General features: G+C 72.9%; 21 protein-coding genes. 9 read left to right on the top strand and 12 right to left on the bottom strand.

Annotated elements, in window-relative coordinates; translation table 11 throughout:
• Positions 1-66: 66 nt before the first annotated feature.
• The 5 genes from BKI49_RS11455 to BKI49_RS11475 all read right to left on the bottom strand — a co-directional run bounded on the left by BKI49_RS11455 (position 67) and on the right by BKI49_RS11475 (position 7,299).
• On the bottom strand, positions 67-1,374 hold the full coding sequence (locus BKI49_RS11455; protein ID WP_095934144.1) for an RNA polymerase sigma factor: 1,308 nt from the start codon (positions 1,372-1,374) through the stop codon (positions 67-69).
• A 200-nt stretch (positions 1,375-1,574) separates the two neighbouring features.
• Positions 1,575-3,476 (bottom strand): DNA primase, encoded by a 1,902-nt coding sequence (gene dnaG, locus BKI49_RS11460; protein WP_095934145.1) that lies wholly within the window; start codon positions 3,474-3,476, stop codon positions 1,575-1,577.
• Positions 3,477-3,514: 38 nt separating this feature from the next.
• Positions 3,515-4,780, bottom strand: a complete 1,266-nt coding sequence (locus BKI49_RS11465) for an NAD(P)/FAD-dependent oxidoreductase (protein WP_095934146.1) — start codon at positions 4,778-4,780, stop codon at positions 3,515-3,517.
• Positions 4,781-4,873: 93 nt separating this feature from the next.
• Positions 4,874-6,295, bottom strand: a complete 1,422-nt coding sequence (locus BKI49_RS11470) for a deoxyguanosinetriphosphate triphosphohydrolase (protein WP_095934147.1) — start codon at positions 6,293-6,295, stop codon at positions 4,874-4,876.
• A gap of 74 nt (positions 6,296-6,369) precedes the next feature.
• Positions 6,370-7,299, bottom strand: coding sequence for a sirohydrochlorin chelatase (locus tag BKI49_RS11475; RefSeq protein ID WP_095934148.1), 930 nt, complete (start codon positions 7,297-7,299; stop codon positions 6,370-6,372).
• Positions 7,300-7,512: 213 nt separating this feature from the next.
• Between BKI49_RS11475 and BKI49_RS11480 the strand changes: the two genes are divergently transcribed.
• Together BKI49_RS11480 and BKI49_RS11485 are read left to right on the top strand one after the other, a co-directional pair.
• Complete coding sequence (locus tag BKI49_RS11480) at positions 7,513-8,220, top strand: SanA/YdcF family protein (RefSeq protein ID WP_257004717.1); 708 nt, start codon at positions 7,513-7,515, stop codon at positions 8,218-8,220.
• Between the two features lie 107 nt (positions 8,221-8,327).
• The gene (locus BKI49_RS11485) at positions 8,328-10,694 is read left to right on the top strand and encodes a molybdopterin oxidoreductase family protein (RefSeq protein ID WP_095934149.1); all 2,367 of its coding nucleotides are present in this window, start codon (positions 8,328-8,330) and stop codon (positions 10,692-10,694) included.
• A 76-nt stretch (positions 10,695-10,770) separates the two neighbouring features.
• Here BKI49_RS11485 and BKI49_RS11490 read toward each other — a convergent pair whose 3' ends face one another.
• Both BKI49_RS11490 and cutA read right to left on the bottom strand, forming a co-directional pair.
• Positions 10,771-11,208, bottom strand: a complete 438-nt coding sequence (locus BKI49_RS11490) for a gamma-glutamylcyclotransferase family protein (RefSeq protein ID WP_095934150.1) — start codon at positions 11,206-11,208, stop codon at positions 10,771-10,773.
• Positions 11,181-11,507 carry a divalent-cation tolerance protein CutA gene (cutA, locus tag BKI49_RS11495; protein ID WP_095934151.1) on the bottom strand — a complete coding sequence of 109 codons (327 nt, stop codon included), beginning with the start codon at positions 11,505-11,507 and terminating at the stop codon, positions 11,181-11,183. The genes BKI49_RS11490 and cutA overlap by 28 nt, the downstream gene beginning before the upstream one ends.
• 210 nt (positions 11,508-11,717) lie before the next feature.
• On the opposite strand from cutA, the gene BKI49_RS11500 reads away from it, so the two are divergent.
• Complete coding sequence (locus tag BKI49_RS11500; protein WP_095934152.1) at positions 11,718-13,361, top strand: M4 family metallopeptidase; 1,644 nt, start codon at positions 11,718-11,720, stop codon at positions 13,359-13,361.
• 211 nt (positions 13,362-13,572) lie between these two features.
• Here BKI49_RS11500 and BKI49_RS11505 read toward each other — a convergent pair whose 3' ends face one another.
• Complete coding sequence (locus BKI49_RS11505) at positions 13,573-14,313, bottom strand: NADPH-dependent FMN reductase (RefSeq protein ID WP_095934153.1); 741 nt, start codon at positions 14,311-14,313, stop codon at positions 13,573-13,575.
• 350 nt (positions 14,314-14,663) lie between these two features.
• Between BKI49_RS11505 and BKI49_RS11510 the strand changes: the two genes are divergently transcribed.
• The 3 genes from BKI49_RS11510 (at position 14,664) to BKI49_RS11520 (ending at position 17,174) form a co-directional block, all read left to right on the top strand.
• On the top strand, positions 14,664-15,182 hold the full coding sequence (locus BKI49_RS11510; protein ID WP_028804553.1) for a hypothetical protein: 519 nt from the start codon (positions 14,664-14,666) through the stop codon (positions 15,180-15,182).
• 159 nt (positions 15,183-15,341) lie between these two features.
• Complete coding sequence (locus BKI49_RS11515) at positions 15,342-15,971, top strand: class F sortase (protein ID WP_095934154.1); 630 nt, start codon at positions 15,342-15,344, stop codon at positions 15,969-15,971.
• Between the two features lie 135 nt (positions 15,972-16,106).
• On the top strand, positions 16,107-17,174 hold the full coding sequence (locus tag BKI49_RS11520; protein WP_095934155.1) for a S1C family serine protease: 1,068 nt from the start codon (positions 16,107-16,109) through the stop codon (positions 17,172-17,174).
• A 30-nt stretch (positions 17,175-17,204) separates the two neighbouring features.
• On the opposite strand, the gene BKI49_RS11525 is transcribed toward BKI49_RS11520, so the two are convergent.
• From BKI49_RS11525 to BKI49_RS11540, 4 genes are all read right to left on the bottom strand, one after another.
• Positions 17,205-17,987, bottom strand: coding sequence for a sulfite exporter TauE/SafE family protein (locus BKI49_RS11525; protein ID WP_028804556.1), 783 nt, complete (start codon positions 17,985-17,987; stop codon positions 17,205-17,207).
• A gap of 70 nt (positions 17,988-18,057) precedes the next feature.
• Entirely contained in the window at positions 18,058-18,705 is a 648-nt protein-coding gene (locus BKI49_RS11530) for a response regulator transcription factor (protein ID WP_095934156.1), read from the bottom strand.
• A gap of 13 nt (positions 18,706-18,718) precedes the next feature.
• Positions 18,719-19,996, bottom strand: coding sequence for a sensor histidine kinase (locus BKI49_RS11535; protein WP_095934157.1), 1,278 nt, complete (start codon positions 19,994-19,996; stop codon positions 18,719-18,721).
• A 47-nt stretch (positions 19,997-20,043) separates the two neighbouring features.
• On the bottom strand, positions 20,044-20,550 hold the full coding sequence (locus BKI49_RS11540; protein ID WP_095934158.1) for a hypothetical protein: 507 nt from the start codon (positions 20,548-20,550) through the stop codon (positions 20,044-20,046).
• A gap of 366 nt (positions 20,551-20,916) precedes the next feature.
• Here BKI49_RS11540 and BKI49_RS11545 point away from each other — a divergent pair, with 366 nt between their 5' ends.
• The 3 genes from BKI49_RS11545 to nirD are packed head-to-tail and all read left to right on the top strand — an operon-like array spanning position 20,917 to position 25,252.
• A complete protein-coding gene (locus BKI49_RS11545; RefSeq protein WP_095934159.1) occupies positions 20,917-22,278 on the top strand; it encodes an NAD(P)/FAD-dependent oxidoreductase in 1,362 nt (453 codons plus the stop codon).
• Positions 22,278-24,902 (top strand): nitrite reductase large subunit NirB, encoded by a 2,625-nt coding sequence (gene nirB / locus BKI49_RS11550; RefSeq protein ID WP_095934160.1) that lies wholly within the window; start codon positions 22,278-22,280, stop codon positions 24,900-24,902. The genes BKI49_RS11545 and nirB overlap by 1 nt, the downstream gene beginning before the upstream one ends.
• Complete coding sequence (nirD, locus tag BKI49_RS11555; protein ID WP_095934161.1) at positions 24,899-25,252, top strand: nitrite reductase small subunit NirD; 354 nt, start codon at positions 24,899-24,901, stop codon at positions 25,250-25,252. The genes nirB and nirD overlap by 4 nt, the downstream gene beginning before the upstream one ends.
• The last annotated feature ends 21 nt before the right edge of the window (positions 25,253-25,273 follow it).

Genomic DNA, 25,273 nt, shown 5'->3' on the forward strand with positions numbered 1-25,273 from the left:
CCCCCCTCCGCCCCCTCCCGGCCCTCGGCCCGGGGGCCGGCGGAGGGGGCACCGGCACGTGCCGCGTCAGTCGAGGTAGCCGCGCAGCTGGTCCGCGAACGCGTGGTCGCGCAGCTTGTTGAGGGTCTTCGACTCGATCTGACGGATCCGCTCCCGCGTGACGCCGAAGATCCGCCCGATCTCCTCCAGTGTGCGCGGCCGTCCGTCCGCGAGGCCGTACCGCAGCTGGACCACCTTGCGTTCGCGCTCGCCCAGCGTGGACAGCACCGCCTCCAGGTGCTCGCGGAGCAGCAGGAACGCGGCGGACTCCACGGGGGACGCGGCGTCGCCGTCCTCGATCAGGTCGCCCAGCGCAACGTCGTCCTCCTCGCCCACCGGGGCGTGCAGGGACACCGGCTCCTGCGCCAGCCGCAGCACTTCGCTGACCCGCTCGCTGGGCAGGTCCAGGTGCGCGGCGACCTCTTCGGGCGTCGGCTCGTAGCCGCGTTCCTGGAGCATGCGCCGCTGTACCCGGACGACCCGGTTGATCAGCTCGACGACGTGGACCGGCACGCGGATGGTGCGGGCCTGGTCGGCGAGGGCGCGGGACATGGCCTGCCGGATCCACCAGGTGGCGTAGGTGGAGAACTTGTACCCGCGGGCGTAGTCGAACTTCTCGACGGCCCGGATGAGGCCGAGGTTGCCCTCCTGGACCAGGTCGAGCATGGTCAGGCCGCGGCCCACGTACCGCTTGGCGACGGAGACGACGAGCCGCAGGTTCGCCTCGATCAGACGGCGCTTGGCCATGCGGCCCATGACGACGAGCCGGTCCAGGTCGAGGGCGAGCTGGCTGTCCAGGTCGGGCGTGAGGCGGAGCTTCTCCTCGGCGAAGAGTCCTGCCTCCACGCGGCGGGCGAGTTCGACCTCCTCGGCCGCGGTGAGCAGGGGGATCCGCCCGATCTCGCGCAGATACTGGCGGAACAGGTCGGAGGAGGGTCCGGCGGTGTCCGTGGCGCGGCTGCGGGGCGCTTCGACCGGCTCGGGGGCCTCGGCCTCGGTCTCCACCTCGCTCTCGACGGCACCGGGCGGCGGGCCGTCGAGTTCCGGCGGGCCGTCCGGCCCGGTCTCGGGGTGGTGCGCACCACGGCTCTGCGGGGGGACCGCCGTGACGGCGTCCGCCTCGGCGTCCGCGTCCGTGGTGGTGTCGGTCTGTGTGAGGGTCTGGGTCTGCACGGGGGCGACCTCCAGGAATGTCGCTGCTGAGGCGTGCGGCAGCGGTACGTCGGGGATGGGGTCGACGGCCTCGCCGCTGTCCATCCCGTAGTCGTGTGGCGGAACCGCGGGGATCGGGAACCCGTCGCGTGCGGGCCGGCCGCGCTCCGAGGACTCAGGCACCGGAACCCAGTGTGGAGTACGACACATCGCCGCCACGAGGGGCGTGCGGTGACTTTTTGCGTCCGGTCCGTGACCGCGTGGTTACCGTGGGGACGGGTGCGCGCTTTCCCGGACCCCAAACTGGTTGAAAGCTGCACGTGAGGGGGCAGTGGGGCGGCAGGGAGCGGAAGGCCGGGCACCGGTGCCCGGATCCCGGGCGCTCAGAGCGCTTCCGCGCCCCGCTCCCGCAACGCCTGCCCGTACTGCTGGAGGACCCACAACTCGTTCTGCACGGCGGTCAGCTGGGCCGGGTCCCCATGGGCGCTGAGACGGGCGAGGGAGCTCTGCACGTCGCGGACGCGACGGTCGACGGCGCGGCGGCGGACCATGACGAGCTGGTCGCCCGCGTACCCCTCGTCGACGGTCTTGCGCAGGATGGCCTCGACGGCGAGCTCGGTGACCATGGCGCGGACCATGTCGTCCGGCGCGGCCTCACGGACCCGGACGAGGTACTCCTGGGAGTCCTGCACGCCGTACTCGGCGCCGCCCGCCTCCATGATCGCCTGGCGCACGGCGGCGTACGGCGGGGCGGTGAACTCGTCCACGCCGTACGCGTCGAAGGCCGGGGAGACCAGTTCGGGCCGCTGGAGGGCGAGTTTCAACAGTTCGCGTTCGGTGGCGAAGACGGGGTTGCGCAGGGTGAGGGCGGGACCGCCGGCGGGTGCCTGGACGGCCGCGTACGCCTGCTGGGGCCGCGGTCCGGACGGCGCCGGGGTCCTGCCGCCCCGCTCGCGGGCCCAACGGGCCAGCTGGGCCACCCGCTTGACCACGAACTGGGTGTCGAGGATGCCGAGCATGCCCGCGAGCTGCACGGCGACCTCGTGCTGCGCGCCGCTGTTCTTGATGCGGGCGACGACGGGCGCCGCCTCGTCGAGGGCGGCGGCGCGGCCCGCCGGGGTCTCCAGGTCGTAGCGCAGGACGATCTGGCGCAGGGCGAACTCGAAGAGCGGCGTACGCGGTTCGACGAGGTCCGTGACGGCGTCGTCGCCCTTGGCGAGGCGCAGCTCGCAGGGGTCCATGCCGTCCGGGGCGATCGCGATGTACGTCTCGGCGGCGAACTTCTGGTCGTCCTCGAAGGCGCGCAGGGCCGCCTTCTGGCCGGCCGCGTCGCCGTCGAAGGTGAAGATGACCCGCGCCGAGCCGTTGTCCATCAGGAGGCGGCGGAGGATCTTGATGTGGTCGCCGCCGAAGGCCGTGCCGCAGGTGGCGATGGCGGTGGTGACGCCGGCCAGGTGGCAGGCCATGACGTCGGTGTAGCCCTCGACGACGACCGCCCGGCTGCTCTTGGCGATCTCCTTCTTGGCGAGGTCGATGCCGTACAGCACCTGGGACTTCTTGTAGATCGCCGTGTCCGGCGTGTTCAGGTACTTGGGGCCGTTGTCCGACTCGTAGAGCTTGCGGGCGCCGAAGCCGACGACGTCGCCGCCGATGTCGCGGATCGGCCACATCAGGCGGCCGCGGAAACGGTCGATGGGGCCGCGGCGGCCCTCCTGGGCGAGACCGGACAGCAGCAGTTCCTTGTCGGTGAAGCCCTTGCCGCGCAGATAGCGGGTGAGGTGGTCCCAGCCCTGGGGGCTGTACCCGACGCCGAAGTGGGCTGCGGCGGCCTGGTCGAAGCCGCGCTCGGCGAGGAACATGCGGCCGGTGTCGGCCTCGGGGCTGGTGCCGAGCTGCTCGACGTAGAACTGGGCGGCCACCTTGTGCGCCTCCACCAGGCGGATGCGCTCACCGCGCTGGTGGGACGGGTTGTACCCGCCCTCCTCGTACCGCAGGGTGATGCCGGCCTGGCCGGCCAGCCGCTCGACGGCCTCCGAGAAGGAGAGGTGGTCGACCTTCATCACGAACGTGATGGTGTCGCCGCCTTCCTGGCAGCCGAAGCAGTGGAAGAGCCCCTTGCTCGGGCTGACCTGGAAGGACGGGGACTTCTCGTCGTGGAACGGGCACAGCCCCTTCAGGTTGCCGCCGCCCGCGTTGCGCAGCTGGAGGTACTCGGACACCACGGCGTCGATCGGGACCGCGTCCCGTACCGCCTTCACGTCCTCGTCGTTGATCCGTCCTGCCACGCATGAATTCTACGGTGGCGCACCGACAGTCCTGACGCCTAGGAGACGAGACCGTCGAGAGGGGTGTGCGGGTCGGCCAGCGCCTCGGTGTCCACCTGGGCCCGGGACCGGACCAGCCGCTGGATCGGCTCTGTGACGTCCCACACATTCACGTTCATCCCGGCGAGGACCCGGCCGTCCTTCACCCAGAACGCGATGAACTCACGCTTTCCGGCGTCGCCACGGATCACCACCTGGTCGTACGAGCCGGGGGGCGCCCAGCCGCTGTACTCCATCCCCATGTCGTACTGGTCGGAGAAGAAGTAGGGCACGCGGTCGTACACCGTGTCGCGGCCCAGCATCGCGCGGGCGGCCGCCGGGCCGCCGTTGAGCGCGTTGGCCCAGTGCTCGACACGCACCCGGGTGTCGAACAGGCCGAGCGGGAAGGACGCCACGTCGCCGGCGGCGTGGATGTCGGGGTCCGAGGTGCGCAGGCGGGCGTCCACCACGATCCCGCCGCCGTGCGCGCGGTCGGCCAGCTCCAGGCCGGCCGCCTCGGCGAGGGCGACCCGCGGGGCAGCGCCGATCGCGGCGAGCACGTCGTGCGCGAGGTGCTCCTCACCGTCGTCGGTGCGGGCCGCGAGGACCACACCGTCCTGGCCGATGATCTCGGTGAGCCGCGCGCCGAAGTGGAAGCGGACGCCGTGCTCGCGGTGCAGCTCGGCGAAGAGCTGGCCGAGCTCCGGGCCGAGGACCCCGTGCAGCGGGGTCGGCTCGGGTTCGACGACGGTGACCTCGGCGCCGTACTCCCGGGCCGCGGCGGCCACCTCCAGGCCGATCCAGCCGGCCCCGGCGATGACGATGTGGCCGTTGTCGCGGCCGAGGGCGGCGAGGACGCCCTTGAGCCGCTCGGCGTGGGCGAGGCGGCGCAGGTGGTGGACGCCGGCCAGGTCGGTGCCCGGGATGTCGAGGCGGCGGGGCTCGGCGCCGGTGGTGAGGAGCAGCTTGTCGTAGTGGACGAGGGTGCCGTCGTCGCCGAAGCGGACGGTCTTGGCGGTCCGGTCGATGGCGTCGACGGTCTGGCCGAGGTGCAGCTCGACGTCGTTCTGCGCGTACCACGCGGGTTCGTGCACGAAGACGCTGTCGCGCTCCTCCTTGCCGAGGAGGTAGCCCTTGGACAGCGGCGGCCGTTCGTACGGGTGGTCGCGTTCGTCGCCGATCAGTATCACGCGCCCGGTGAAGCCCTCAGCCCGGAGCGTCTCGGCCGCCTTCGCGCCGGCGAGACCTCCTCCGACGATGACGAATGTCTGATCCGCGTCGACCACTTGATGCCTCCTCGTAAGGATGTCGCCACATGCGAGCGTCCCGCACGGAGCGTGATGCGGGAAGAGGGTGTGGCCCGATCAGGCCACGCAGGGTCACACTCCTGCGCCCCCATGGGAACGCGTGGTGAGCCTGTGGTGCAGGGAACGCGCCGAGGCGTCGGTGAGGGATGCGATCTGGTCGACGATCACGCGCTTGCGGGCGCGGTCGTCGGTCGCGTCGTCGAACAGCGCCCGGAACTGCGGATCCAGTCCGTCGGGGGCGCGTGCGGTGAGCGCCTCGGCCAGCTCGGCGACCACGACGCGCTGATCGGCGCGGAGCCGTTCCTGCTCGGCGCGCTGCATCACGTACCGGTGGGCGACGGCCTTGAGAACGGCGCACTCGTGACGGGCGCCGCGCGGCACGACCAGCTCCGCCGTGTACCTGCCGAGGCGGCCGCTGCCGTAGGTGGCGCGGGTGGCGCCCTCCGCGGCCAGGCAGAAGCGGCCGATGAGCTGGCTGGTCGCGTCCTTCAACCGGGCCTGCGCGACGGCCGATCCGTCGTACCCGTGGGGCCACCACTCCTGGTCCAGGAGCCGGTCCAGGGCCTCGGACAGCTCGGCGGGGTCGGTGTCCGCGGGGACGTAGCGGCCGATGGCGACCGCGAAGATCTCCTGCCGTTCCGGTTCTGCGTGAAGGCAGTTGGGGTCGATGTGGCCGGCGTGCAGACCGTCCTCGACGTCGTGGACCGAGTAGGCCACGTCGTCCGACCAGTCCATGACCTGGGCCTCGAAGCAGGTGCGGCTGCCGGGGGCGCCCTTACGGATCCAGTCGAAGACCGGCCGGTCGTCCTCGTACACCCCGAACTTCGGGGACGTGGGGTCGGTGGGGTGGGCGCCGCGCGGCCAGGGGTACTTGGTGGCGGCGTCGAGCGCGGCCCGGGTGAGATTGAGCCCGACGCTGACGAGGTCGCCTCCCCCTCCGGGGGCCGGTGCCACGGCGTCGCTGCGCACGAACCTCTTGGGCTCGATCCGGGTGAGCAGCCGCAGGGACTGGGCGTTGCCCTCGAAGCCGCCGCAGTCCTCGGCGAATTCGTTCAGCGCCTGTTCGCCGTTGTGCCCGAAGGGCGGGTGGCCGAGGTCGTGCGAGAGGCAGGCCGCCTCGACCAGGTCGGGGTCGCAGCCGAGCGCGGCGCCCAGCTCACGGCCGACCTGGGCGCACTCCAGGGAGTGCGTCAGACGGGTGCGGGGGCTGGCGTCCCAGACCTGGCTCCGGGTACCGGGGGTGACGACCTGGGTCTTGCCCGCGAGGCGGCGCAGGGCGGCGGAGTGCAGCACGCGGGCGCGGTCGCGCTGGAAGGCGGTGCGCCCTGGGCGTTTGTCGGGCTCTACGGCCCAGCGCTCCACGGCGGAGTCGTCGTACCCGCCGTGCGGGGCGTGGGGCCCGTGGCCGGTCCCGGACTGCGCGGGCCGTACGGGGTTCTCGGGGTGGTGGGGGCTTTCCGGGGTCTCGTGCGCCTGCGGTGCGGTGCCTTCCATGCCACCGACAGTAGACGCAGGCACCGACATCCGGGACGTGGGCGTCGGCGACCGGCGGGGCGGAGCCGTCCGGTTCAGGCCGGGGTGAGGGCGCGTTCGGTGACGGTCCCGGAGGCCGCGACGGCCTGGTCGTAGCGGTGCAGGACGAGGCGGGCCATCGCGGGATGGTCACCGAGCGGTTCGGCCGCGATCCACGGGGCGGCCTCGGCGCACTGGGTGGCGAAGCGGCCGGGGGCGGTGAAGTACGAGGCGACGGCGATCCGGTGCCGGCCTCGGGCGGTGAGGGCGCGCACGGCCGCCGGGACGGTGGGCGAGGCGGCCGACGCGTACGCGGGGACGACGGGGACCCCGAGGCGCTCGGCGAGCAGGTGGGCGGTGCGGCGGGTGTCGACGGCCGAGTCGGGGTCGCGGGAGCCGGCGGCGGCGAGCACGACACCGCTCGCGCGGCGGGCCGCCTCGCCGGCCCTGGTCCGCCAGCCCGCCTCGACGAGCCGTGCGTACAGCGTCTCCACGAGCAGCGGGTGCGGGCCGAGCGGGGCGGCGACGCGGGCCCGCAGGTGGGGTGCGGCGGCCACGGCCTCGGGGATGTCCTGCTTGACGTGGTAGCCGCGGCTGAGCAGCAGGGGGACGAGGACGGCGTCGCCGGCGGGCAGGGCGGCGAGGGTGTCGGGCAGCAGGGGCTCGTTCAGTTCGATGTGCCCCAGGTGCACGGGCAGCTGGGGGCGCACTTCGCGGACCCGCTCGACCAGGGTACGCACGGTGGCGAGGGTGCGCGGGTCGCGGCTGCCGTGCGCCACGAGGACGAGCGCGGGCGGTGCCGGACGGCGCGTGCCGTTGAGCGAGACGAGGCTGAGCTGGCTGCCGAGCTGGCTGGTGATCCGGTTCATGAGTTGCGCCGTACTGTCGAGGTGGCCGTCGAGGATGCTTTCCGGGTGGGCACCCCCGGGCGGCGGGCCGCCCGGGCGGTACGTGGACTCGTCGCGAGGAGTGTTCGACGCCGTCATGGAGCGATCCTGCCGGTACCAGGTTGCCGGGCCGTTGCGTGGGCATGACGGGTGTTTTCCAGGGGTTCACGCCGGGACGGACGGGCGGTGTGAGCGTGCGCGACCTGCGGGGACGGCACGGAGAGTGAACCGGGTCACGTCCTGCGCCGTGAACCGGACGGCGTCCCGCCGCGTCCTGAAGGGGCGGGGCCACCTGGGGAGGGGACAGCGAAGATGCGCTTCGTGATGCCGCGTGCGGTGCGGCGGCTGCGCCGGCCGCGACTGCCGCGCACGCGGGCCGGACAGCGGCGGGCCGTGCAGGCGGTGATGCTGCTGTGCGTCCTCGCGCTGCTGCCCGCGACCTGGATGTACGTGGTGACGGGCGACCGGCTGCGCACGACGGCGAACGCCCCACGCACGGACGTCGCGGTGGTCTTCGGCGCGGGCCTGTGGGACGGCGAGCCGTCACCGTACCTCGCCCACCGTCTCGACGCGGCGGCCAGGCTGTACCGCGACGGCCGGATCAAGGTCGTCCTCGTCACCGGCGACAACAGCCGCGAGGACTACGACGAGCCGGACGCCATGCGGACCTATCTGACCGCGCGGGGTGTGCCCGACGGCCGCATCGTCAGCGACTACGCGGGCTTCGACACCTGGGACTCCTGTGTACGGGCCCGGAAGATCTTCGGGGTGCACGAGGCCGTGCTGATCAGCCAGGGCTTCCACATCCGGCGGGCGGTCGCGCTGTGTCAGGCGGCCGGGGTGCGGTCGTACGGCATCGGCGTGGACGCCAAGCACGACGTCACCTGGTACTACGGGGGCACGCGGGAGATCTTCGCCGCGGGGAAGGCCGCCCTGGACGCGGTGTTCGAGCCCGATCCGCGGTTCCTCGGGCCGAAGGAGCCGGGGATCTCGCGCGCACTGGCCGCCGCCGGCGAGTGAGGGAGGGCGTCCCTCACGGAGCGCCGGACCCGGCCGGGAGGTGCCCGTGCCGTCGGCGTAACGCGGCCCGACCCGGCGCGTAACACGCCCGACCCACGCTGAGCGGTATGAACACCTCCGCGACGCCCACCCACTGCCCGTACTGCGCCCTGCAGTGCGGGATGAACCTGACGCCCGCCTCCGGCGGTGTCGAGGTGACGGAGCGCGCGGACTTCCCGGTGAACCGGGGGGCGCTGTGCGGCAAGGGCCGTACCGCGCCGGAGCTGCTGTCGTCCCGGGTGCGGCTGACGTCGCCGCTGGTGCGCAGGGCGGGTGTGCTGGAGCCGGCCGGCTGGGACGAGGCTCTCGACCGGATCGCCGCGGGTCTTTCGCGCACGCGCGCGGAGCACGGCCCGGACGCGTGCGGTGTGTTCGGCGGGGGCGGACTGACGAACGAGAAGGCGTACGCCCTCGGAAAGTTCGCCCGCGTCGTCCTCGGCACCTCGCAGATCGACTACAACGGCAGGTTCTGCATGTCGTCCGCGGCGGCGGCCGGGATCAAGGCCTTCGGTCTCGACCGGGGGCTGCCCTTCCCGCTGGAGGACGTGCCGCGGACCGGCTGTGTGATCCTCGTCGGCTCCAACCTCGCCGAGACGATGCCGCCGGCGCTGCGCTACCTCACCGAGCTGAAGGAGAACGGCGGCACGCTGATCGTCGTCGACCCGCGCCGGACGCGTACGGCCGAGCAGGCCGACCTGCACCTCGCGCCGCGCCCGGGTACGGATCTGGCGCTGGCGCTCGGGATGCTGCACCTGGTCGTCGCCGAGGGGCGCACCGACGAGGAGTACATCCGGGACCGGACGAGCGGCTGGGAGGACGCGCGGGCGGCGGCCATGGCCCACTGGCCGGAGTACGTGGAGCGGATCACGGGGGTGTCCGTTCCACGGCTGCGGGAGGCCGTGCGGCTGTTCTGCGAGCCGGAGGCCGCCATCGTGCTCACCGCGCGCGGGCCCGAGCAGCAGTCCAAGGGCACGGACACGGTCGGCGCGTGGATCAACCTGTGCCTGGCCACCGGGCGGGCGGGGCGGCCGTTGTCCGGGTACGGCTGTCTGACCGGGCAGGGCAACGGGCAGGGCGGGCGCGAACACGGCCAGAAGGCCGACCAGTTGCCCGGCTACCGCAAGCTGACCGACCCGGAGGCGCGCCGCCACGTGGCCGAGGTGTGGGGCGTGGACCCGGACACGCTGCCCGGCCCCGGACGCAGCGCGTACGAACTCCTCGACGCGATGGGCACGGACATTCGTTCGCTGCTGTTGATGGGGTCGAACCCGGTGGTCTCCGCGCCGCGCGCCGCGCACGTCGAGGAACGCCTCGCCTCGCTCGACTTCCTGGCGGTCGCCGACGTCGTCCTGTCGGAGACGGCCGCGCTCGCCGATGTCGTCCTGCCGGTCACCCAGTGGGCCGAGGAGACCGGCACGACCACGAACCTGGAGGGCCGCGTGCTGCTGCGACGTCAGGCGCTCGCCCCGCCGCGGGGTGTGCACAGCGATCTGTACGTGCTGCGTGAACTGGCCGCCCGCCTGGGCGTGGAGAAGGGGTTCCCGGCGGACCCGGAGGAGGTCTTCGACGAACTGCGCAGGGCGAGCGCGGGCGGGACGGCGGACTACTCGGGGATCACCTACCGGCGGCTGGCGGAGGAGAACGGCGTGTTCTGGCCGTGCCCTGCGCCGGAGCCCGCCGGGGCCGGCGAGCCGTCCGGCACGGATGTCGCCGGGACGGACGGAGCCGCCCGCACGACCGGAGCCGGGCCCGGGGCCGCCGGTGAGTGCGACGACTGCGAGGACGCCTCGCTCGACGTGTTCGAGGACGACCCCGCGGGGGACGCCGGCGCGGTGCCGGGCGGCGGCAGCGGCCCCGCACCGTCGGAAGAGGACGACACGACGGGGACGGGCGCCGGCCCGGCCTGGGCGGGAGGCGGCGCGGCACCGGCCGTCGACGGCACCGCGCGGGCGGGCGACGGTGCGGGCGTGCACCCAGGGACGCCGCGCCTCTTCCTCGACCGCTTCGCCACCGAGGACGGGCGAGCGCGGTTCGTGCCCGTGTCGCACCGGCCGGCCGCCGAGGAACCGGACGACGAGTACCCGGTGCTGCTGACCACCGGCCGGGTCGTGGCGCAGTACCAGTCGGGCGCGCAGACCCGGCGCGTCGACGAGCTCAACGCCGCCGCCCCCGGCCCGTTCGTGGAGATGCACCCGCGGCTGGCCGAACGGCTCGGGGCGCTGGACGGGGACGCGGTGGCGGTCGTGTCGCGGCGGGGCCGTGCCGTGGCACCGGCCCGGATCACGAGCACCATCCGGCCCGACACCGTGTTCATGCCCTTCCACTGGCCGGGCGAGGGCCGCGCCAACACCCTGACCAACCCGGCCCTCGACCCGACGTCGCGCATGCCGGAGTTCAAGGCGTGCGCGGTGCGTCTGGAGGCCGTCGAGCGGTGACCGTCCGGGGCGCGCCGGCGCCCGGGCCGGGGCGCGCCCCGCGGGGACGCCGTGGGCAGGTGCGCCGCCGGTCCGCTCAGAACCGTGAGTGCCAGTCCCCGCCCCTGATCCGCCTGCCCCGGGCGCGGAGGCGGGCCGCGACGGCGGGAGCGGCCACGTACACCCAGGCGCGGACGCCCGCGGTCCCGTCCGCGCGCACGACGTCGCGCGCCACCCGCTCGTAGAGGTTGCGCGGATCGCCCGGCGCGTACTCCTCCAACCGGTCGAGGGCCGCGAGGAGTTCCTCGTACTCGTGGGGCAGCGCGGTCACGAGTTCGCCGCTCACCAGTCCGCCGGCCTCCTCGACGGCGTACGGGTATCCGGGCCCGTCGTACAGCACGACGTCCCGCATCCGGACCGGTTCCTCGGACTGCGTGCGGCCCCGCAGGAACAGGTCGTGGTTGTGCTCGCCGGGGCGCAGGGTGCCGTAGACGAAGAAGGGGAGTCTCACCCGGCGGTCTCCTCCTCCAGCCATCGCAGGTAGTCCGCGCCGCCCCGGACGATCTCCGTCGCGATGATCTCGGGGGTGTCGTAGTCGTGCGCCCGCCGCAGATACGCCTCCAGTTCGTCGTACCGGGCGCCCGTCGTCTTGAAGAGCACCTGCCACTCGGCGGCGGTCTCGATGTCGCCCCGCCATCGGTAGACGGACGTGACCGGTCCGGAGATCTGCGCACAGGCCGCGACCCGTGCCTCGACCGCGCCGCGGGCGAGCGCCTCGGCCTTGTCGGCGGCATCGGTCGTGGTCAGGACGGTCAGCCAGGCGGCCGTGGCCATGATCGGCTCCCTCTCGGTTCGTCGCGGCGGTCTCCGCACGGCCTCGTGGGCGGCTGTCTCCGAGGCCTTTGCAGAAACGATTCTCACCCCTCACACACCCACACACATCCATCAGCGCGCGCTATGGACATGACATGTCATGGACCTTTAAATCTGTGACGACATCAGCGCCTCCCCCCACGCGCCCAAGGCGCCTTCCCAAGGAGACCGATGAGTCGGACACGGCACATCCGAGGTTCCCGTCTCGCCACCGCGGGCATAGCCGCGACCACGGCCACACTGCTGGCCGCGGCACTGGCCCCGACCGCGAGCGCGGACGGCAGACCGAGCAGGGCCACCGCCCTCGCGAACGCGGCGTCGGCGCTCGTGGAGCACGCCACGAGTCTGGGACTCACCTCCGCGCAGGACACCTCCGTACGAGACGTCGTCGTCGACAAGGACGGCACCCAGCACGTCCGGTACGACCGGACCTACCGTCAGCTGCCCGTGCTGGGCGGCGACTTCGTGGTCCACCTGGCGCCGGGCGGTGCGTACCGGAGCGCGGACCGCGCCACCCGCAGCCCTCTGTCGCTGCCCAGCGTGACCCCCAGCCTGGCCGCGCCCAAGGCCGCCGACCTGGCGGTGAACGCGCTGCGCGCCGCGAACCTGGGCGAGACCCTGAAGAAGATCACGGCCAAGCCCCGGCTGGTCGTCGACGCTCTGCACGGAGCGCCCAAACTCGCCTGGCAGACCGACGTGGTGGCACAGGACTCGCTCGGCAACCCGGTCGCCCGCAGCGTCCTCACCGACGCCCGTACCGGCGCACAGATCGACGCCTGGGACACCATCGAGACGGCGACCGGCGACGGCCAGTCGCTCTACAGCGGCACGGTTCCGCTGGAGACCACGCTGTCCGGGTCGACGTACCAGCTCAAGGACCCCACGCGCGGGAACACCTACACCGGCGACGCGGCGAACAAGACGGACCTGTGCATCTTCGGCATCTGCTTCAGCCGCGCCCCGGCGACGCTGTTCACGGACGCCGACAACCACTGGGGCTCGGGCACCGCGTCGGACCGCTCCTCGGCCGCCGTCGACGCCCAGTACGGCACGAACGAGACCTGGGACTACTACAAGAACGTCCACGGCCGCAACGGCATCGCCGGTGACGGCAAGGGCTCGTACAACCGCGTGCACTACGGCAACAACTACAACAACGCCTTCTGGGACGACAGTTGCTTCTGCATGACGTACGGCGACGGCGACGGGACGACGTTCGGCCCGCTGGTGGCGCTGGACGTGGCCGGTCACGAGATGTCGCACGGCGTCACCTCGAAGACGGCCGCCCTCACGTACTCGGGCGAGTCCGGCGGCCTCAACGAGGCGACGTCGGACATCTTCGGCACGATGGTGGAGTGGTACGCGAACAACCCCTCCGACGCCGGTGACTACCTGATCGGCGAGAAGATCGTCCGTTCCGGCTTCGGCAAGCCCGCCCTGCGCTTCATGGACAAGCCCTCCAAGGACGGCAACTCGGCCGACTGCTGGAGCAGTTCGGTGGGCAACCTCGACGTCCACTACTCGTCGGGCGTCGCGAACCACTTCGCGTATCTGCTGGCGGAGGGCAGCGGCGCCAAGACGGTCAACGGCGTCAGCTACAACTCCCCGACCTGCAACGGCTCGACGGTCACCGGCATCGGCCACGACAAGGTCGGCAAGATCTGGTACCGCGCGCTGACGGTCTACATGACGTCCTCGACCAACTACGCGGGTGCCCGTACGGCCACGCTGAACGCGGCGAAGGACCTGTACGGCGCGGGCAGCACCGAGTACAACGCGGTCGCGGCCGCCTGGTCCGCGGTGTCCGTGGCCTGACCCCGCGACAACCCCGGCCGTGCATGGGCAGGCGTCGACAGGACGCCTGCCCATGCGCGCACGGTGACCGGGCACGGGCCGGCCGCCGTCCCGCCGGAGCCTGCCGCCCGCACGGACCGGCGGACGTGGCGGGAGCGGCCGGCCGTCGTCGCTCTCTTCGAACCGGCCGCCCTCGCCTTCCGGGCTCCGCCGGGGGCCGCGCTCCGGCCCGCTACCCCCCGTACGGCCGCCTCTCCTTGGCCTCCCGCAGAGCCCGGGCCCACCAGGCCAGTTGGTCCAGCATCGCCGTGGCCGCCGCGGACGGGCCGGCCGGGTCGCGCGGCCGGCCACCGGTGTCGAAGGCGCCTGCCGCGCCGTGGAAGGACACCGTGTCGCGCACGGTCACGGCGTGCAGTTCCGCGAAGACCTGCCGGAGGTGTTCGGCGGCGCGGAGACCTCCGGAGATGCCGCCGTAGGAGACGAGGGCGACCGGCTTGGCACGCCACTCGGTGAAGTGCCGGTCGATCAGGTTCTTCAGACCCGCGGGGAAGGAATGGTTGTACTCAGGGGTGAGGACCACGAAGGCGTCCGCGGCGTCCAGGGCCGGTGACACCTCCGCGAGCGCGGCCGCCACCGACGGCGACGGGTCGTGCGAGAGCGCCGTGGGAAGCGAGGCGGCGGCGACGTCGACGACCTCGACGGCGAAGTCGTCGCGTTCCCCGATGCGCTCCAGCAGCCAGTCGGCGACGACGGGGCCGAAGCGGCCCTCCCGGTCACTGCCGACGACCACCGTGACCCGCACCGGAGCCTCGGGTAGGGCGGACGCGGCCGGCGCGGCGAGCGGGCCGGGGACCGGGACCGGCGCGGAGGCCGGGAGCGCGGGGTCGGACGCCGACGCGGAGTCGGGTGCGGCCGTGGAGCCGGCGGCCGGCGGGGAGACGGGGGCCGTGGTTTCGGCTGTGGCTGTGTTCATGACGCACACCCTCATACCTCAAGCTTTGTCGAGGTCAAGCCGACGAGACCGCCGCCCCGCGCCGGACCCCGCCTCCGCGCCGAAGCGGCGCCCGGTCACCCGTTCACACCTTCGCCAGCCCCCTTCGGGCTCTTTTCCGCGACCCGCCGGTCGCGGGCCGGTGACCTGCTGGAACACCGTGGAACCAACCCGTGTGGCGCTCCTTCCTGACACCCGTTCACCTCATTTTTGACAGTCCATCAGGAAGCGGGTTCGGTCGTGTGCCACTTACCTCGGTAAAGCAGGGGCGTGACCGACGCAGCGGCACTTGGGGGTGTCGCGGGCCGCGCCCCCTCGGAGGAGCAAGCACGATGCGACGTACCGCCCGGATGCTGACCGGTACCGCGCTCGCCGTCGCCGCCGCGGGTCTCGCCACGGCGCCCGCGTACGGCGGTGAGACCGGAAGGCTGGAGGTGTTCCCCTCGACCGTCGTCCCGGGCGCGGGCGTCACGGTCAACACGGCGGCGTGCGGCGCGGCCGCCGCGGCGGCGGGCGATGCCAGCGCGGTCGGCGCCGGCACGTTCCCGCTGGCCCCGAGCGCTCACGAGAACGACGCGATCGGACAGTTCCGGGTGCCGCCCAGCGCTCAGCCGGGGACGTACGAGATCGTCGCGCAGTGCGCGGGCGGCAAGCAGGTCACGGGTGACCTGATGGTGACGCTGACGTCCACGCGCGAGCAGGTCCAGCCGCGCGGACTGGTGAAGACGGGGGTCGGTGGCGCTCTGGGCACCGATCCCGTGCAGACCGCGGCGGGAGTGGCGGCCCTGGCCGTCGCCGCCGCGGGCGGTACCTGGCTCCTGCATCGCCGGGCGAGAGGCGACGGGATCTGACGGACACCCTCCGCTGTCCGTCCGCCGGTACCGCCGTCCCCTCCCCCTCCGTGGCCCGACGCCCCTCGCGGCCCGGAGGGGGAACGGGACCCGACCCGAACGACCCACAAGGATCCAGGAGAGAGCGCGGCCTTGGACATATCCCGCCAGGAGGCTCACGTGCGCCCGGTCAGCAACATAGCGATAGCGTCCGTCACCGTGGTCGCCCTCTGTTCCGGCGCCTTTCTGCTGCACAGCGGCGCCGAGACGAACGCGCCGCCCCAGCCGTCCGCCGCGCAGGCGGCGGCACCCGGCGCCGGTGACCGGCGGCCCGCCGCGCCCGCGCTGCCGCACTCCCCGCCGGAGCGCATCCGCATACCCTCCATCCGCGTGGACGCCCCCCTGATGGGTCTCTCCCTCACCCCGCAGGGCAGCCTGGACGTCCCGCCCGCGGAGCAGAAGAACCTCGCCGGCTGGTACGAGGCCGGCACCACACCGGGCGAACGGGGCACCGCGATCGTCGCGGGACACGTCGACAACTCCGAGGGCCCCGCCGTCTTCTACGACCTCGGCTCCCTGAAGAAGGGCAGTGTCATCGAGGTGGCGCGCCGCGACGGCGGCACGGCCGTCTTCACCGTCGACTCCGTCGAGGTGTACGACGCCCGCGACTTCCCCGACGACAAGGTGTACGGCGCCGCGCAGCGCGCCGAGCTACGCGTCATCACATGCGGCGGCGGCTATTCGAAGGCGACCGGGTACCAGGGCAACGTCGTCGTCTTCGCCCATCTGACGGGGAGCCGCGCGGCCTGACCGACGGCGCCCACGTGGTCCGGCGGCGGCCGTTCCCCGCCGCGACAGAGGTGTGGCGGAGGATTAGCCTGGAAGGGGCAGTTCTTCTCCCCGGCCTGAGTGTTGGGGCCTCGGCCGGGAGCTGGGAGGGCCCTGATGAGGCCGATAGCGAGAGTCTGCGTCACCGCCGTGTCCGCCATCGCCCTGAGCGGCGGGCTCACCACCACGCCGGCGCGGGCGGACGATCCGGACGAGATCTTCGAGAAGGTGGCACCCGCGACCGTGCAGGTGCTGGCCGGCGGCGAGGCCGACGGCACCGGCGTCATCTACGACGCCGAGAAGGGGCTCATCCTCACCAACGACCATGTGGTCTCCGGTCAGACCTCTCTCCAGGTCCGTATCGAGGACGGTGGGCCCGTGCCCGTGCGGGTCGTGGCGGCCGATCCCTGCGAGGACCTGGCGATCGTGAAGCTCGCCACCCCGCAGGACGACCTCAAGGAAGTGGAGTTCGGCGACAGCGGCGACCTCAAACAGGGCGACCAGGTGACCGCGATCGGCTATCCGGTCGGCGCGGGCGACACCAGCCACGAGAAGGCGGTGCTCACCACCGGCGTGGTGCAGTCCCCGGAGGTCGCACAGACCGGGCAGACCAGCTCGCCCAACCTGTCGTCCACCGTGCAGCATTCCGCGACCCTCAACCCGGGCAACTCCGGCGGCCCGCTGCTGAACAGCGACGCCAAGCTCGTGGGCATCAACACCTTCATCATCGAGGGCACCCAGGGGCAGTACTACTCCATCGCGGGCGACCACGCCAAACCCCTCCTGGAGGGGCTCGCCGAGGGGAAGAGCAAGAACAATCCCGGGTGGCAGGGGCTGGTCGCGCTGAGCGACCCCAACTTCGCGTCCTACTTCCCCGGACAGGAGACCGAGGCGACGAAGCTTCAGAAGGCCATCACCGCCCAGGGGATCGACGGCGTCTATGTGACGAGCGTGGACGGCCACTCCGTGGCCGCCAAGGCGAACATGGCGGCCGGTGACGTGATCACCGACATCAAGGACACGAAGGTCACGACGGTCCCGCAGGTGTGCGACATCCTCCAGTCGTCCGCACCGGGCGAGAAGGTCGACCTGCTCGGGGCGTACACGAGCGACACGAAGTTCCAGGACGGGACGTCCGCCAAGGCCGGGGACACCTGGAGCGCCACCGTCACGCTCGGCCGGTGAGCCCCGTCCGGGCCTGACGCCTCCCCGTGGCTAGGCGATCCACTGCTGGTAGGCCATGTTCGCCACCAGCGCGAACACCACCGTCAGCAGCACGACGCGGACGAACCCGCTGCCCTTCTTGAGCGCGGTGTGGGCCCCGACGGTGCCGCCGACCAGATTGAAGACGGCCATCAGCGCGGCGAGCTGCCAGTGCACCGTGCCCTTCCAGGCGAAGGTCGCGAGGGCACCCGCGTTGGTGCAGCAGTTGACGATCTTGGCGGTGGCGGAGGCGGTCACCAGGTCGAGGTGGAGGAGCGCGGTGAGGGCGAGCACGAGGAACGTGCCCGTGCCGGGGCCGATGAGCCCGTCGTAGAAGCCGATGCCGAGGCCCGCCAGCCCGATCGCGGCGAGGACGCGGCGCGCGGAGACGGGCGTCGTCGGGGGCGCCGTCCCGAAGGCGGGCCTGAGGATCACGAAGGCGCCGACACCGAGCAGGACGACCATGACGACCGGCTTGAGCACATCGGTGCTCAGCCCGGCCGCGACGAACGCGCCCGCCGTGGAACCGGCGAGCGCCGCGAGCCCGATCCGCACCGCGAGGCGCACGTCGACGGGCGCCTTGCGCGCGTACGTCACCGCCGCGCCGGTCGTGCCGACGATCGCCACCGCCTTGTTGGTGCCGAGCGCGTACGCCGCCGGGGTGCCGCTCGGCAGTCCGAGCAGCAGCGCGGGGAGCAGGAGCAGCCCGCCGCCGCCCACCACGGCGTCGATCCAGCCGGCCGCCAGCGAGGCGAGGCACAGGACGACGACCATGGTCAGCGATATGTCGGGCATGATCGCGACCCTACGGACGAGGTAGATGTGCCGTCCATCGATCCGGTGAACCTTGAGCGACTTCTGAGCTTCAGCGCACCGAGTCCAGATAGCGCAGGACCGCGAGGACCCGGCGGTTCCCGGTGTCCGACGGCGGCAGGTCCAGCTTCACGAAGATGTTGGCGACGTGCTTCTCGACGGCCCGCTCGGAGACGGTGAAGGCGGCGGCGATCGCGTGGTTGGTGCGGCCCTCGGCCATCAGCGCGAGGACCTCCCGCTCCCGGGGGGTGAGCGTGTCGAGGGCGCCCGCCCGGCGGCTCGCGCCGAAGAGCTGCGCGACCACCTCGGGGTCGAGGGCCGTACCGCCGCGGGCGACGCGCTCCATGGCGTCCACGAATTCGCCGATGTCGACGACGCGTTCCTTCAGCAGATAGCCGAACCCGGCGGGTTCGCGGAGCAGTTGCGCCGCGTACGTGGTCTCGACGTACTGCGAGAAGACCAGCACCCCGGTGCCGGGGTGGTCCGCGCGCAGCCGTACGGCGGCCCGCACCCCCTCGTCCGTCTGTGTGGGCGGCAGCCGGATGTCGACGACGGCGACGTCCGGCCGGTGCTCGGACACCGACGTCAGCAGCGCCTCCGCGTCCCCCACGGCGGCGGCGACCTCCACCCCGCGCAACCGGAGCAACTGGGCCAGCCCGTCGCGCAGCAGGGCGGAGTCCTCGGCGATGACGACGCGCATATGACCTTCCGGATCAGTAGGGCAGTTCGACCGTGACCACGGTAGGACCTCCCGGTGGACTGTCGCAGGTGAGCGTGCCGTCGACGGTACGGGCCCGGGCGCGCAGCCCGGTCAGGCCGGAGCCCGCGCCGATCACCGCTCCCCCGCGTCCGTCGTCGCGCACGGTCAGCCGCAGCAGTCCGTCCCGGGCGGTCACGGTCACGACGGCGGCGCTCGCCGCGCTGTGCTTGGCCGCGTTGGCGAGGAGTTCGGCGACGCAGAAGTACGCGATCGACTCGACGGCCGGGCTCGGGCGGTCGGCGATGTCGGCGCGGACCTCGACGGGCAGGGCGCTGTCCGCGGCGAGGGTGGCCAGGGCGGTGTCGAGGCCCTGGTCGAGCACGGGCGGGTGGATGCCCTTGACGAGGTGGCGCAGGTCGGCGATGGCCTGGGTGGCGTTGCCCTGCGCGGTGTCGACGACCGTGAGGAGCTGCTGCGGGGAGGCTCCCGTGCCGATCAGCTCCTTGATCATCGTGAGGTGCATGGCGAGGCCGACGAGCCGGGCCTGGGTGCCGTCGTGCAGATCGCGCTCGATCCGGCGCAGGGTCGCCGCAGCGTCCTCGACCGCCTGCGCGCGGGTCTCCTCCAGGGTGCGGATGCGGCGGTCGGCCGCATCGGGTCCGAGCAGCGCGGTGAGCAGGGCGCGATGCGGGGCGAGGGCGTGGCGCAGCAGCCAGGACGCGGTGGCGAGGAGCAGCAACCCGAGGGTCACGGGGATCAGCCAGCGGGGCCAGGAGTCGACCTGGAAGCCGAAGAACTCCAGTGACACACGGTGCTCCGTGCCGTCCGGGGCCCGCCGGGTGTCGTAGTTCCAGTTCTCGAGCAGGGGGTGCAGGGTCAGCAGGACGCCGTATACGTAGCCGATGACGACGGTGACGAGTCCGAAGGCCGCGGTGAAGGGCGTAGCCAGCGCGCAGGCGACGGCGCGCCATCCGCCGCGGTCGGCGAGCAGGGCCCGGCGCCAGCCGAGGATGCCGCTGCCGGTGCGGCGCTGCGGGTCCTCGATCTCCAGCCCGAGCAGCCGCCGTGCCAGCGCGCGTTGCAGCCTGCCGAGCGCCAGCGCTCCGCGCACGGTGACGGCGATCAGCCACAGCCCGAGCGTGGTGACCGACAGGACGCCGCCGACCAGCAGCCCCACGAGGGTGAGGACGAAGCCGACGAGGGCGAGCGGGAAGGCGATCAGGCCGTAGAGGAGGGCCGCGAGGGCACGCCGCCCGAACGGGAGGGCGAGCACGGCGCGGAGCGGGTTCATGGGATCAGCCTGAAGGTCGCGGAGAGGGTCGGGGTCTCGCGGGGCGGTCACGGCAGGAGGGCCGACGCGACACGGAGCTGGACGGCCGCCATCGCGCGGCCGAGCCAGGGCATGACCAGCAGGAACCCGAGGCCGCCGACGACGGCGTGGAAGGTCCAGGCGCCGGCGAAGGTGGGCCCTCCCCAGGCGTCCGCGTAGTCGGAGCCGGCGCGCAGGGGCCAGCCCAGGTTCATCGGCACGAGGGACCAGCCGTACGCGGTGACGGCGAGGACCAGGAGGTTGAGGGGGGCCGCGAGGAGGGCGTGGGCGAGGCCGCCCGAGGAGCCGGCCGGGCGGGCGCCGAGGAAGCGGCGCAGCAGACCGCGCTGCCAGCGCCCGGTCGGAGCGCCCAGCAGCGACAGCGGCATGCACGCCACACCGACCGGGAAGGCCAGCAGCGCGTAGGCGACGCGGCGCCATGTGCCCGCGGTGAAGGGTTCGCGGACGAACCGCCAGACGCGTACGGCGGTGTCGTCGGGTGCGGGCGGCGGCTGAAGTCCGCGGGCGGTGGCCATGGTGGTCCCCCTGTGGGTGAGCTGGTGTGGTCCGGCACCTCAAGGGTTGCGTGCGCGGGCGGCGCGTTCGATGGTGCTCGCACGGAGACCGGGGGTTCGGTCAACCCCACCTCCCCCGCTCCCGGCCGGACGGGCGGATGCCTCAGGTCTGCTCCGGCCGGACGGGCGGAAGCCTCACACCCGCTCCCCGTCGCACGACCCGAAGCCTCACACCCGCTCCCCGTCGCACGACCCGAAGCCTCACACCCGCTCCCCGTCGCACGACCCGAAGCCTCACACCCGGACTCCGGTGCCGCTGAGGGCAGCGTTCCTCCCGGGAAACAGTCGTGATCCTGCCGGGTAACACCGGCACCGCACCGTGTGGTCATGACCTCGAATACGCGTGTGGTGGTGATCGGCGCCGGGCTCGCGGGCGTACGGCTCGCCCGGCGGCTCGCGGAGCTCGGCGCGTCCGGCGGCCCCGCTCTCGTCGCTCCCGGCGGCCTCGCGGCGCCCGGCGTCTCCGTGGTGCTCGTGGGCGAGGAGGAGCACGCACCGTACAACCGCGTCCTGCTCGCCGAGGTCCTGGCCGGGCGGTACGCGCCCGAGGTGATCGCCCTCCCGGCGCCGGGCGGCCTGGTCCGCGCCCGGGTCACCGGCATCGACCGGGCCGCGCGCACCCTGCGCTGCGCGGACGGCTCGGAGATCGCATACGACACGCTGGTCCTCGCGACAGGCTCGAACCCGGTGCTCCCGCCGCTGCGTGGACTGTTCGCGCAGGGCGGGCACGAGCTCCCGGAGGGAGTCCACGCGTTCCGCACCATGGACGACTGTCTGGGCCTGTCGAAGGCCGTGCGGGAGGGCACCCGCGCCGTGGTGATCGGCGGCGGACTCCTCGGCGTCTCGGCCGCCCGCGCCCTCGCGGTGCGTGGCGCCCAGGTGGTGCTGGCGCAGCAGTCCGAGCGGCTCATGGAGCGCCAGCTGGACCCGGCGGCCTCCCGCCTGATCCACCGGCACCTCACCGGCCTCGGGGTGGAGGTGCACACCGAGTGCCGGGTGCGTGACGTGCGCTGTGTCGGCGGCGCGGTCCGCTCCGTGGAGATGGCCGACGGCTACGCCCTCGACGCCGACCTCGTCGTCCTCGCCTGCGGAGTCCACCCGCGTACGGGACTCGCCCAGCAGGCGGGGCTCGCGGTCCACAAGGGAATCCTCGTCGACGACGAACTGCGCACGTCCGACCCGCACATCCGGGCGATCGGCGACTGCGTCCAGTACGACGGGACGGTCTACGGTCTGGCCGCTCCGGCCCTCGAACAGGCCGACGTGCTGGCCGGGTTGATCGCCGCCGAGGCCGCCGGCGCGGGACGCGCCGCGGGCGCGGACGGTCCGGGCGCCGCGGACGGCTCCGGCGCCGCGGACGCTCCGCCTGCCCAGGCACGCTCCGCCGCCCGCTACACGGGGACCCGGTCGCTGACCCGGCTCACCCTCACGGGCGGCCGCGCCCCCTTCGACCTCGCCGCGTTCGGCGAACCCGACCCCCGCCCCGGGGACGACGTCGTCCAGCTCGCCGACGCCACCCGCGGCACCTACCGCAAGGTCGTCGTCCGCGACGACCGGGTGGTCGGCGGCGTGCTCGTCGGCGACCTGGGCACCGTCGGTGCCCTCGCCCGCGCCTGGGAGGGAGCGGAGCCGCTCCCCGGGGACGGCGCACCACTGCTCCACCTGCTCACCAACGACGGAGGCTCCTGATGTCCATGGACACCCCCACGATCGTGCTCGTCGGCCATGGCATGGTCGGCCAGCGCTTCCTCGAAGCGCTCGCCGAGCGCGGGCTGACCGCCACGCACCGCGTGGTCGTGCTCTGCGAGGAGCCCCGCCCGGCCTACGACCGGGTCCAGCTCACCTCGTACTTCTCGGGCCGCACCCCGGAGGAGCTCTCCCTCACCGAGACGGAGTTCATCGAGGAGCACGGCATCGAGCTGCACCTCGGCGACCCGGCCGAGTCGATCGACCGTGCGGCGCGGAAGGTGACGGCCCGCTCGGGTCTGACGGTCGCGTACGACACGCTCGTCCTGGCCACCGGCTCGTACCCCTTCGTCCCGCCGGTCCCCGGCAAGGACGCCGAGGGCTGCTTCGTCTACCGCACGATCGAGGACCTGCTGGCCATCGAGGAGTACGCGAAGGCGCGGGCCACGACCGGTGCGGTGGTCGGCGGCGGACTGCTCGGGCTGGAGGCGGCCGGTGCCCTCAAGGGGCTCGGACTGTCCACGCACATCGTGGAGTTCGCGCCCCGGCTCATGCCGGTGCAGGTCGACGAGGGCGGTGGCGCGGCGCTGCTGCGCACCATCGAGGACATGGGTCTGACGGTGCACACGGGCACCGGCACGCAGGAGATCGTCATCGGGGACGACGGCGCCGTGACCGGCATGCGGCTGTCCGACGGCTCCGAACTCCCCACGGACCTCGTGGTGTTCTCGGCGGGAGTGCGTCCCCGGGACCAGCTGGCCCGCGACACCGGGCTCGCGGTCGGCGAGCGCGGCGGCATCACGGTCGACGCCCAGTGCCGCACCACCGACCCGCGGGTGTTCGCGATCGGTGAGTGCGCCCTCGCCTCGGACGGCCGTGTGTACGGCCTGGTGGCGCCCGGTTACGAGATGGCCGAGACGGTCGCCGCCACGATCGCCGCCGACGAGGCGAGCTTCACCGGCGCCGACCTCTCCACCAAGCTCAAGCTCCTCGGCGTCGACGTCGCCTCCTTCGGCGACGCGCACGGTGCCAGCGCGGGCTGCCTCGACGTCGTCTACGCCGACTCGCGGTCGGGCACGTACAAGAAGCTGGTCATCGGCCGGGACGGCGAGCTGCTCGGCGGCATCCTGGTCGGTGACGCGGAGGCCTACGGCACGCTGCGCGCCCTGACCGGTTCGGTTCCTCCCGTCGCCCCCGAGCAGCTGGTGCTGCCGGCGGGCGCGGGCGCGCCGGTCGCGCTCGGCCCCTCCGCGCTGCCCGACTCCGCGGTCATCTGCTCCTGCCACAACGTCACCAAGGGCACGATCCGCGGCGCGGTCACCGAGCACTCCTGCACCACGGTGCCGGAGGTCAAGAAGTGCACCAAGGCGGGCACCGGGTGCGGCAGTTGCGTCAAGGTACTCGGCCAGCTCGTCAACGACGAGCTGGAGGCGAGCGGTGTCGAGGTCGACCACGGGCTGTGCGGCTGCTTCGGGCAGACCCGCGAGGAGCTGTACGAGATCGTCCTCGCGCTGCGGATCACTTCGTACCAGGTGCTGCTGGACCGGCACGGACGCGAGGAGGCCCGTGGTGGCGAGGGGTGCGAGATCTGCAAGCCGGCCGTCGGCTCGATCATCGCCTCCCTCGCGCCGACGATCGGCGCCGACGGGTACGTCCTGGACGGTGAGCAGGCCGCGCTCCAGGACACCAACGACCACTTCCTCGCCAACCTCCAGAGGAACGGCTCGTACTCGATCGTCCCGCGCATCCCCGGCGGCGAGATCACTCCCGAGAAGCTCATCGTGATCGGCGAGGTGGCCCGGGACTTCGGGCTCTACACGAAGATCACCGGCGGCCAGCGCATCGACATGTTCGGCGCGCGCGTCGAACAGCTGCCGCTGATCTGGGCGCGGCTGGTGGACGCCGGCTTCGAGTCCGGTCACGCGTACGGAAAGTCCCTGCGCACCGTCAAGTCCTGTGTGGGCCAGACCTGGTGCCGGTACGGCGTCCAGGACTCGGTGCGCATGGCGATCGACCTGGAGCTGCGGTACCGGGGGCTCAGGTCCCCGCACAAGCTCAAGTCGGCGGTGTCCGGCTGCGCCCGCGAGTGCGCCGAGGCGCAGTCCAAGGACTTCGGCGTGATCGCCACCTCCAACGGCTGGAACCTGTACGTCGGCGGCAACGGCGGTGCCACCCCGCGCCACGCGGACCTGCTGGCCCAGGACCTGAGCGACGCCGAACTCGTGCGTCTGATCGACCGGTTCCTGATGTTCTACATCCGCACCGCCGACCGGCTGGAGCGCACCTCCACCTGGCTGGAGCGGATCCCGGGCGGCCTCGACCACGTGCGGGACGTGGTGGTCCACGACTCGCTGGGCATCTGCGAGGAGCTGGAGTCGCTGATGTCGGCGCACGTGGCGAACTACCGCGACGAGTGGGCCGAGACCATCAACCACCCCGAGAAGCTGGCCCGGTTCGTGTCCTTCGTGAACGCCCCGGACACCCCCGACCCGGTCGTCGGGTTCATCCCCGAGCGCGACCAGATCAAGCCCGACCTGCCGCTGCTGACCATCGGCACCCGTCCCCAGGCTCTCGGCTCCGCTCGAGCAGGGGAGACCTCATTCCTGGAAGGAAGCGCCCAGCGATGACCCTGGCACCCGAGACGACCACGGCCCTCAGGCTCCAGCTCCTGCTGGAGGACGGCTGGTTCACGGTCTGCGACCCGTCCCTGCTGACCCCGGGCCGCGGAGTCGCCGCGCTGCTGCCCGACGGCCGTCAGGTCGCGCTGTTCACCGACCGCGCGGGGCGGACGTACGCCGTCGACAACCGCGACCCGTTCACCGGTGCGGCGGTGCTGTCCCGCGGGCTGACCGGCACCCACCGGGGCCGCCCGTTCGTCGCCTCCCCGCTCCTCAAGCAGCGCTTCGACCTGGAGTCGGGACGCTGCCTGGACGACGACGCGGTCGGCGTGGCGGTGTACGAGGTGCGCGCCGCCTGACCGGCCACCACCCCTTCTTGA

The sequence above is a fragment of the Streptomyces sp. Tue6028 genome (genome assembly GCF_002300165.1).
GTDB classification, from domain to species: domain Bacteria; phylum Actinomycetota; class Actinomycetes; order Streptomycetales; family Streptomycetaceae; genus Streptomyces; species Streptomyces siamensis.

Bases quoted from the DNA above. Each gene is read 5' to 3' on its own strand.
- BKI49_RS11540 (WP_095934158.1), bottom strand. From the start codon at position 20,550: ATGGCCACCGCCCGCGGACTTCAGCCGCCGCCCGCACCCGACGACACC.
- BKI49_RS11500 (WP_095934152.1), top strand. From the start codon at position 11,718: ATGAGTCGGACACGGCACATCCGAGGTTCCCGTCTCGCCACCGCGGGC.
- BKI49_RS11475 (WP_095934148.1), bottom strand. From the start codon at position 7,299: ATGACGGCGTCGAACACTCCTCGCGACGAGTCCACGTACCGCCCGGGC.
- BKI49_RS11480 (WP_257004717.1), top strand. From the start codon at position 7,513: ATGCGCTTCGTGATGCCGCGTGCGGTGCGGCGGCTGCGCCGGCCGCGA.
- BKI49_RS11510 (WP_028804553.1), top strand. From the start codon at position 14,664: ATGCGACGTACCGCCCGGATGCTGACCGGTACCGCGCTCGCCGTCGCC.
- BKI49_RS11520 (WP_095934155.1), top strand. From the start codon at position 16,107: ATGAGGCCGATAGCGAGAGTCTGCGTCACCGCCGTGTCCGCCATCGCC.
- nirB (WP_095934160.1), top strand. From the start codon at position 22,278: ATGTCCATGGACACCCCCACGATCGTGCTCGTCGGCCATGGCATGGTC.
- BKI49_RS11525 (WP_028804556.1), bottom strand. From the start codon at position 17,987: ATGCCCGACATATCGCTGACCATGGTCGTCGTCCTGTGCCTCGCCTCG.
- BKI49_RS11530 (WP_095934156.1), bottom strand. From the start codon at position 18,705: ATGCGCGTCGTCATCGCCGAGGACTCCGCCCTGCTGCGCGACGGGCTG.
- cutA (WP_095934151.1), bottom strand. From the start codon at position 11,507: ATGGCCACGGCCGCCTGGCTGACCGTCCTGACCACGACCGATGCCGCC.
- BKI49_RS11490 (WP_095934150.1), bottom strand. From the start codon at position 11,208: ATGGCTGGAGGAGGAGACCGCCGGGTGAGACTCCCCTTCTTCGTCTAC.
- BKI49_RS11545 (WP_095934159.1), top strand. From the start codon at position 20,917: ATGACCTCGAATACGCGTGTGGTGGTGATCGGCGCCGGGCTCGCGGGC.
- BKI49_RS11470 (WP_095934147.1), bottom strand. From the start codon at position 6,295: ATGGAAGGCACCGCACCGCAGGCGCACGAGACCCCGGAAAGCCCCCAC.
- BKI49_RS11505 (WP_095934153.1), bottom strand. From the start codon at position 14,313: ATGAACACAGCCACAGCCGAAACCACGGCCCCCGTCTCCCCGCCGGCC.
- nirD (WP_095934161.1), top strand. From the start codon at position 24,899: ATGACCCTGGCACCCGAGACGACCACGGCCCTCAGGCTCCAGCTCCTG.
- BKI49_RS11485 (WP_095934149.1), top strand. From the start codon at position 8,328: ATGAACACCTCCGCGACGCCCACCCACTGCCCGTACTGCGCCCTGCAG.
- BKI49_RS11535 (WP_095934157.1), bottom strand. From the start codon at position 19,996: ATGAACCCGCTCCGCGCCGTGCTCGCCCTCCCGTTCGGGCGGCGTGCC.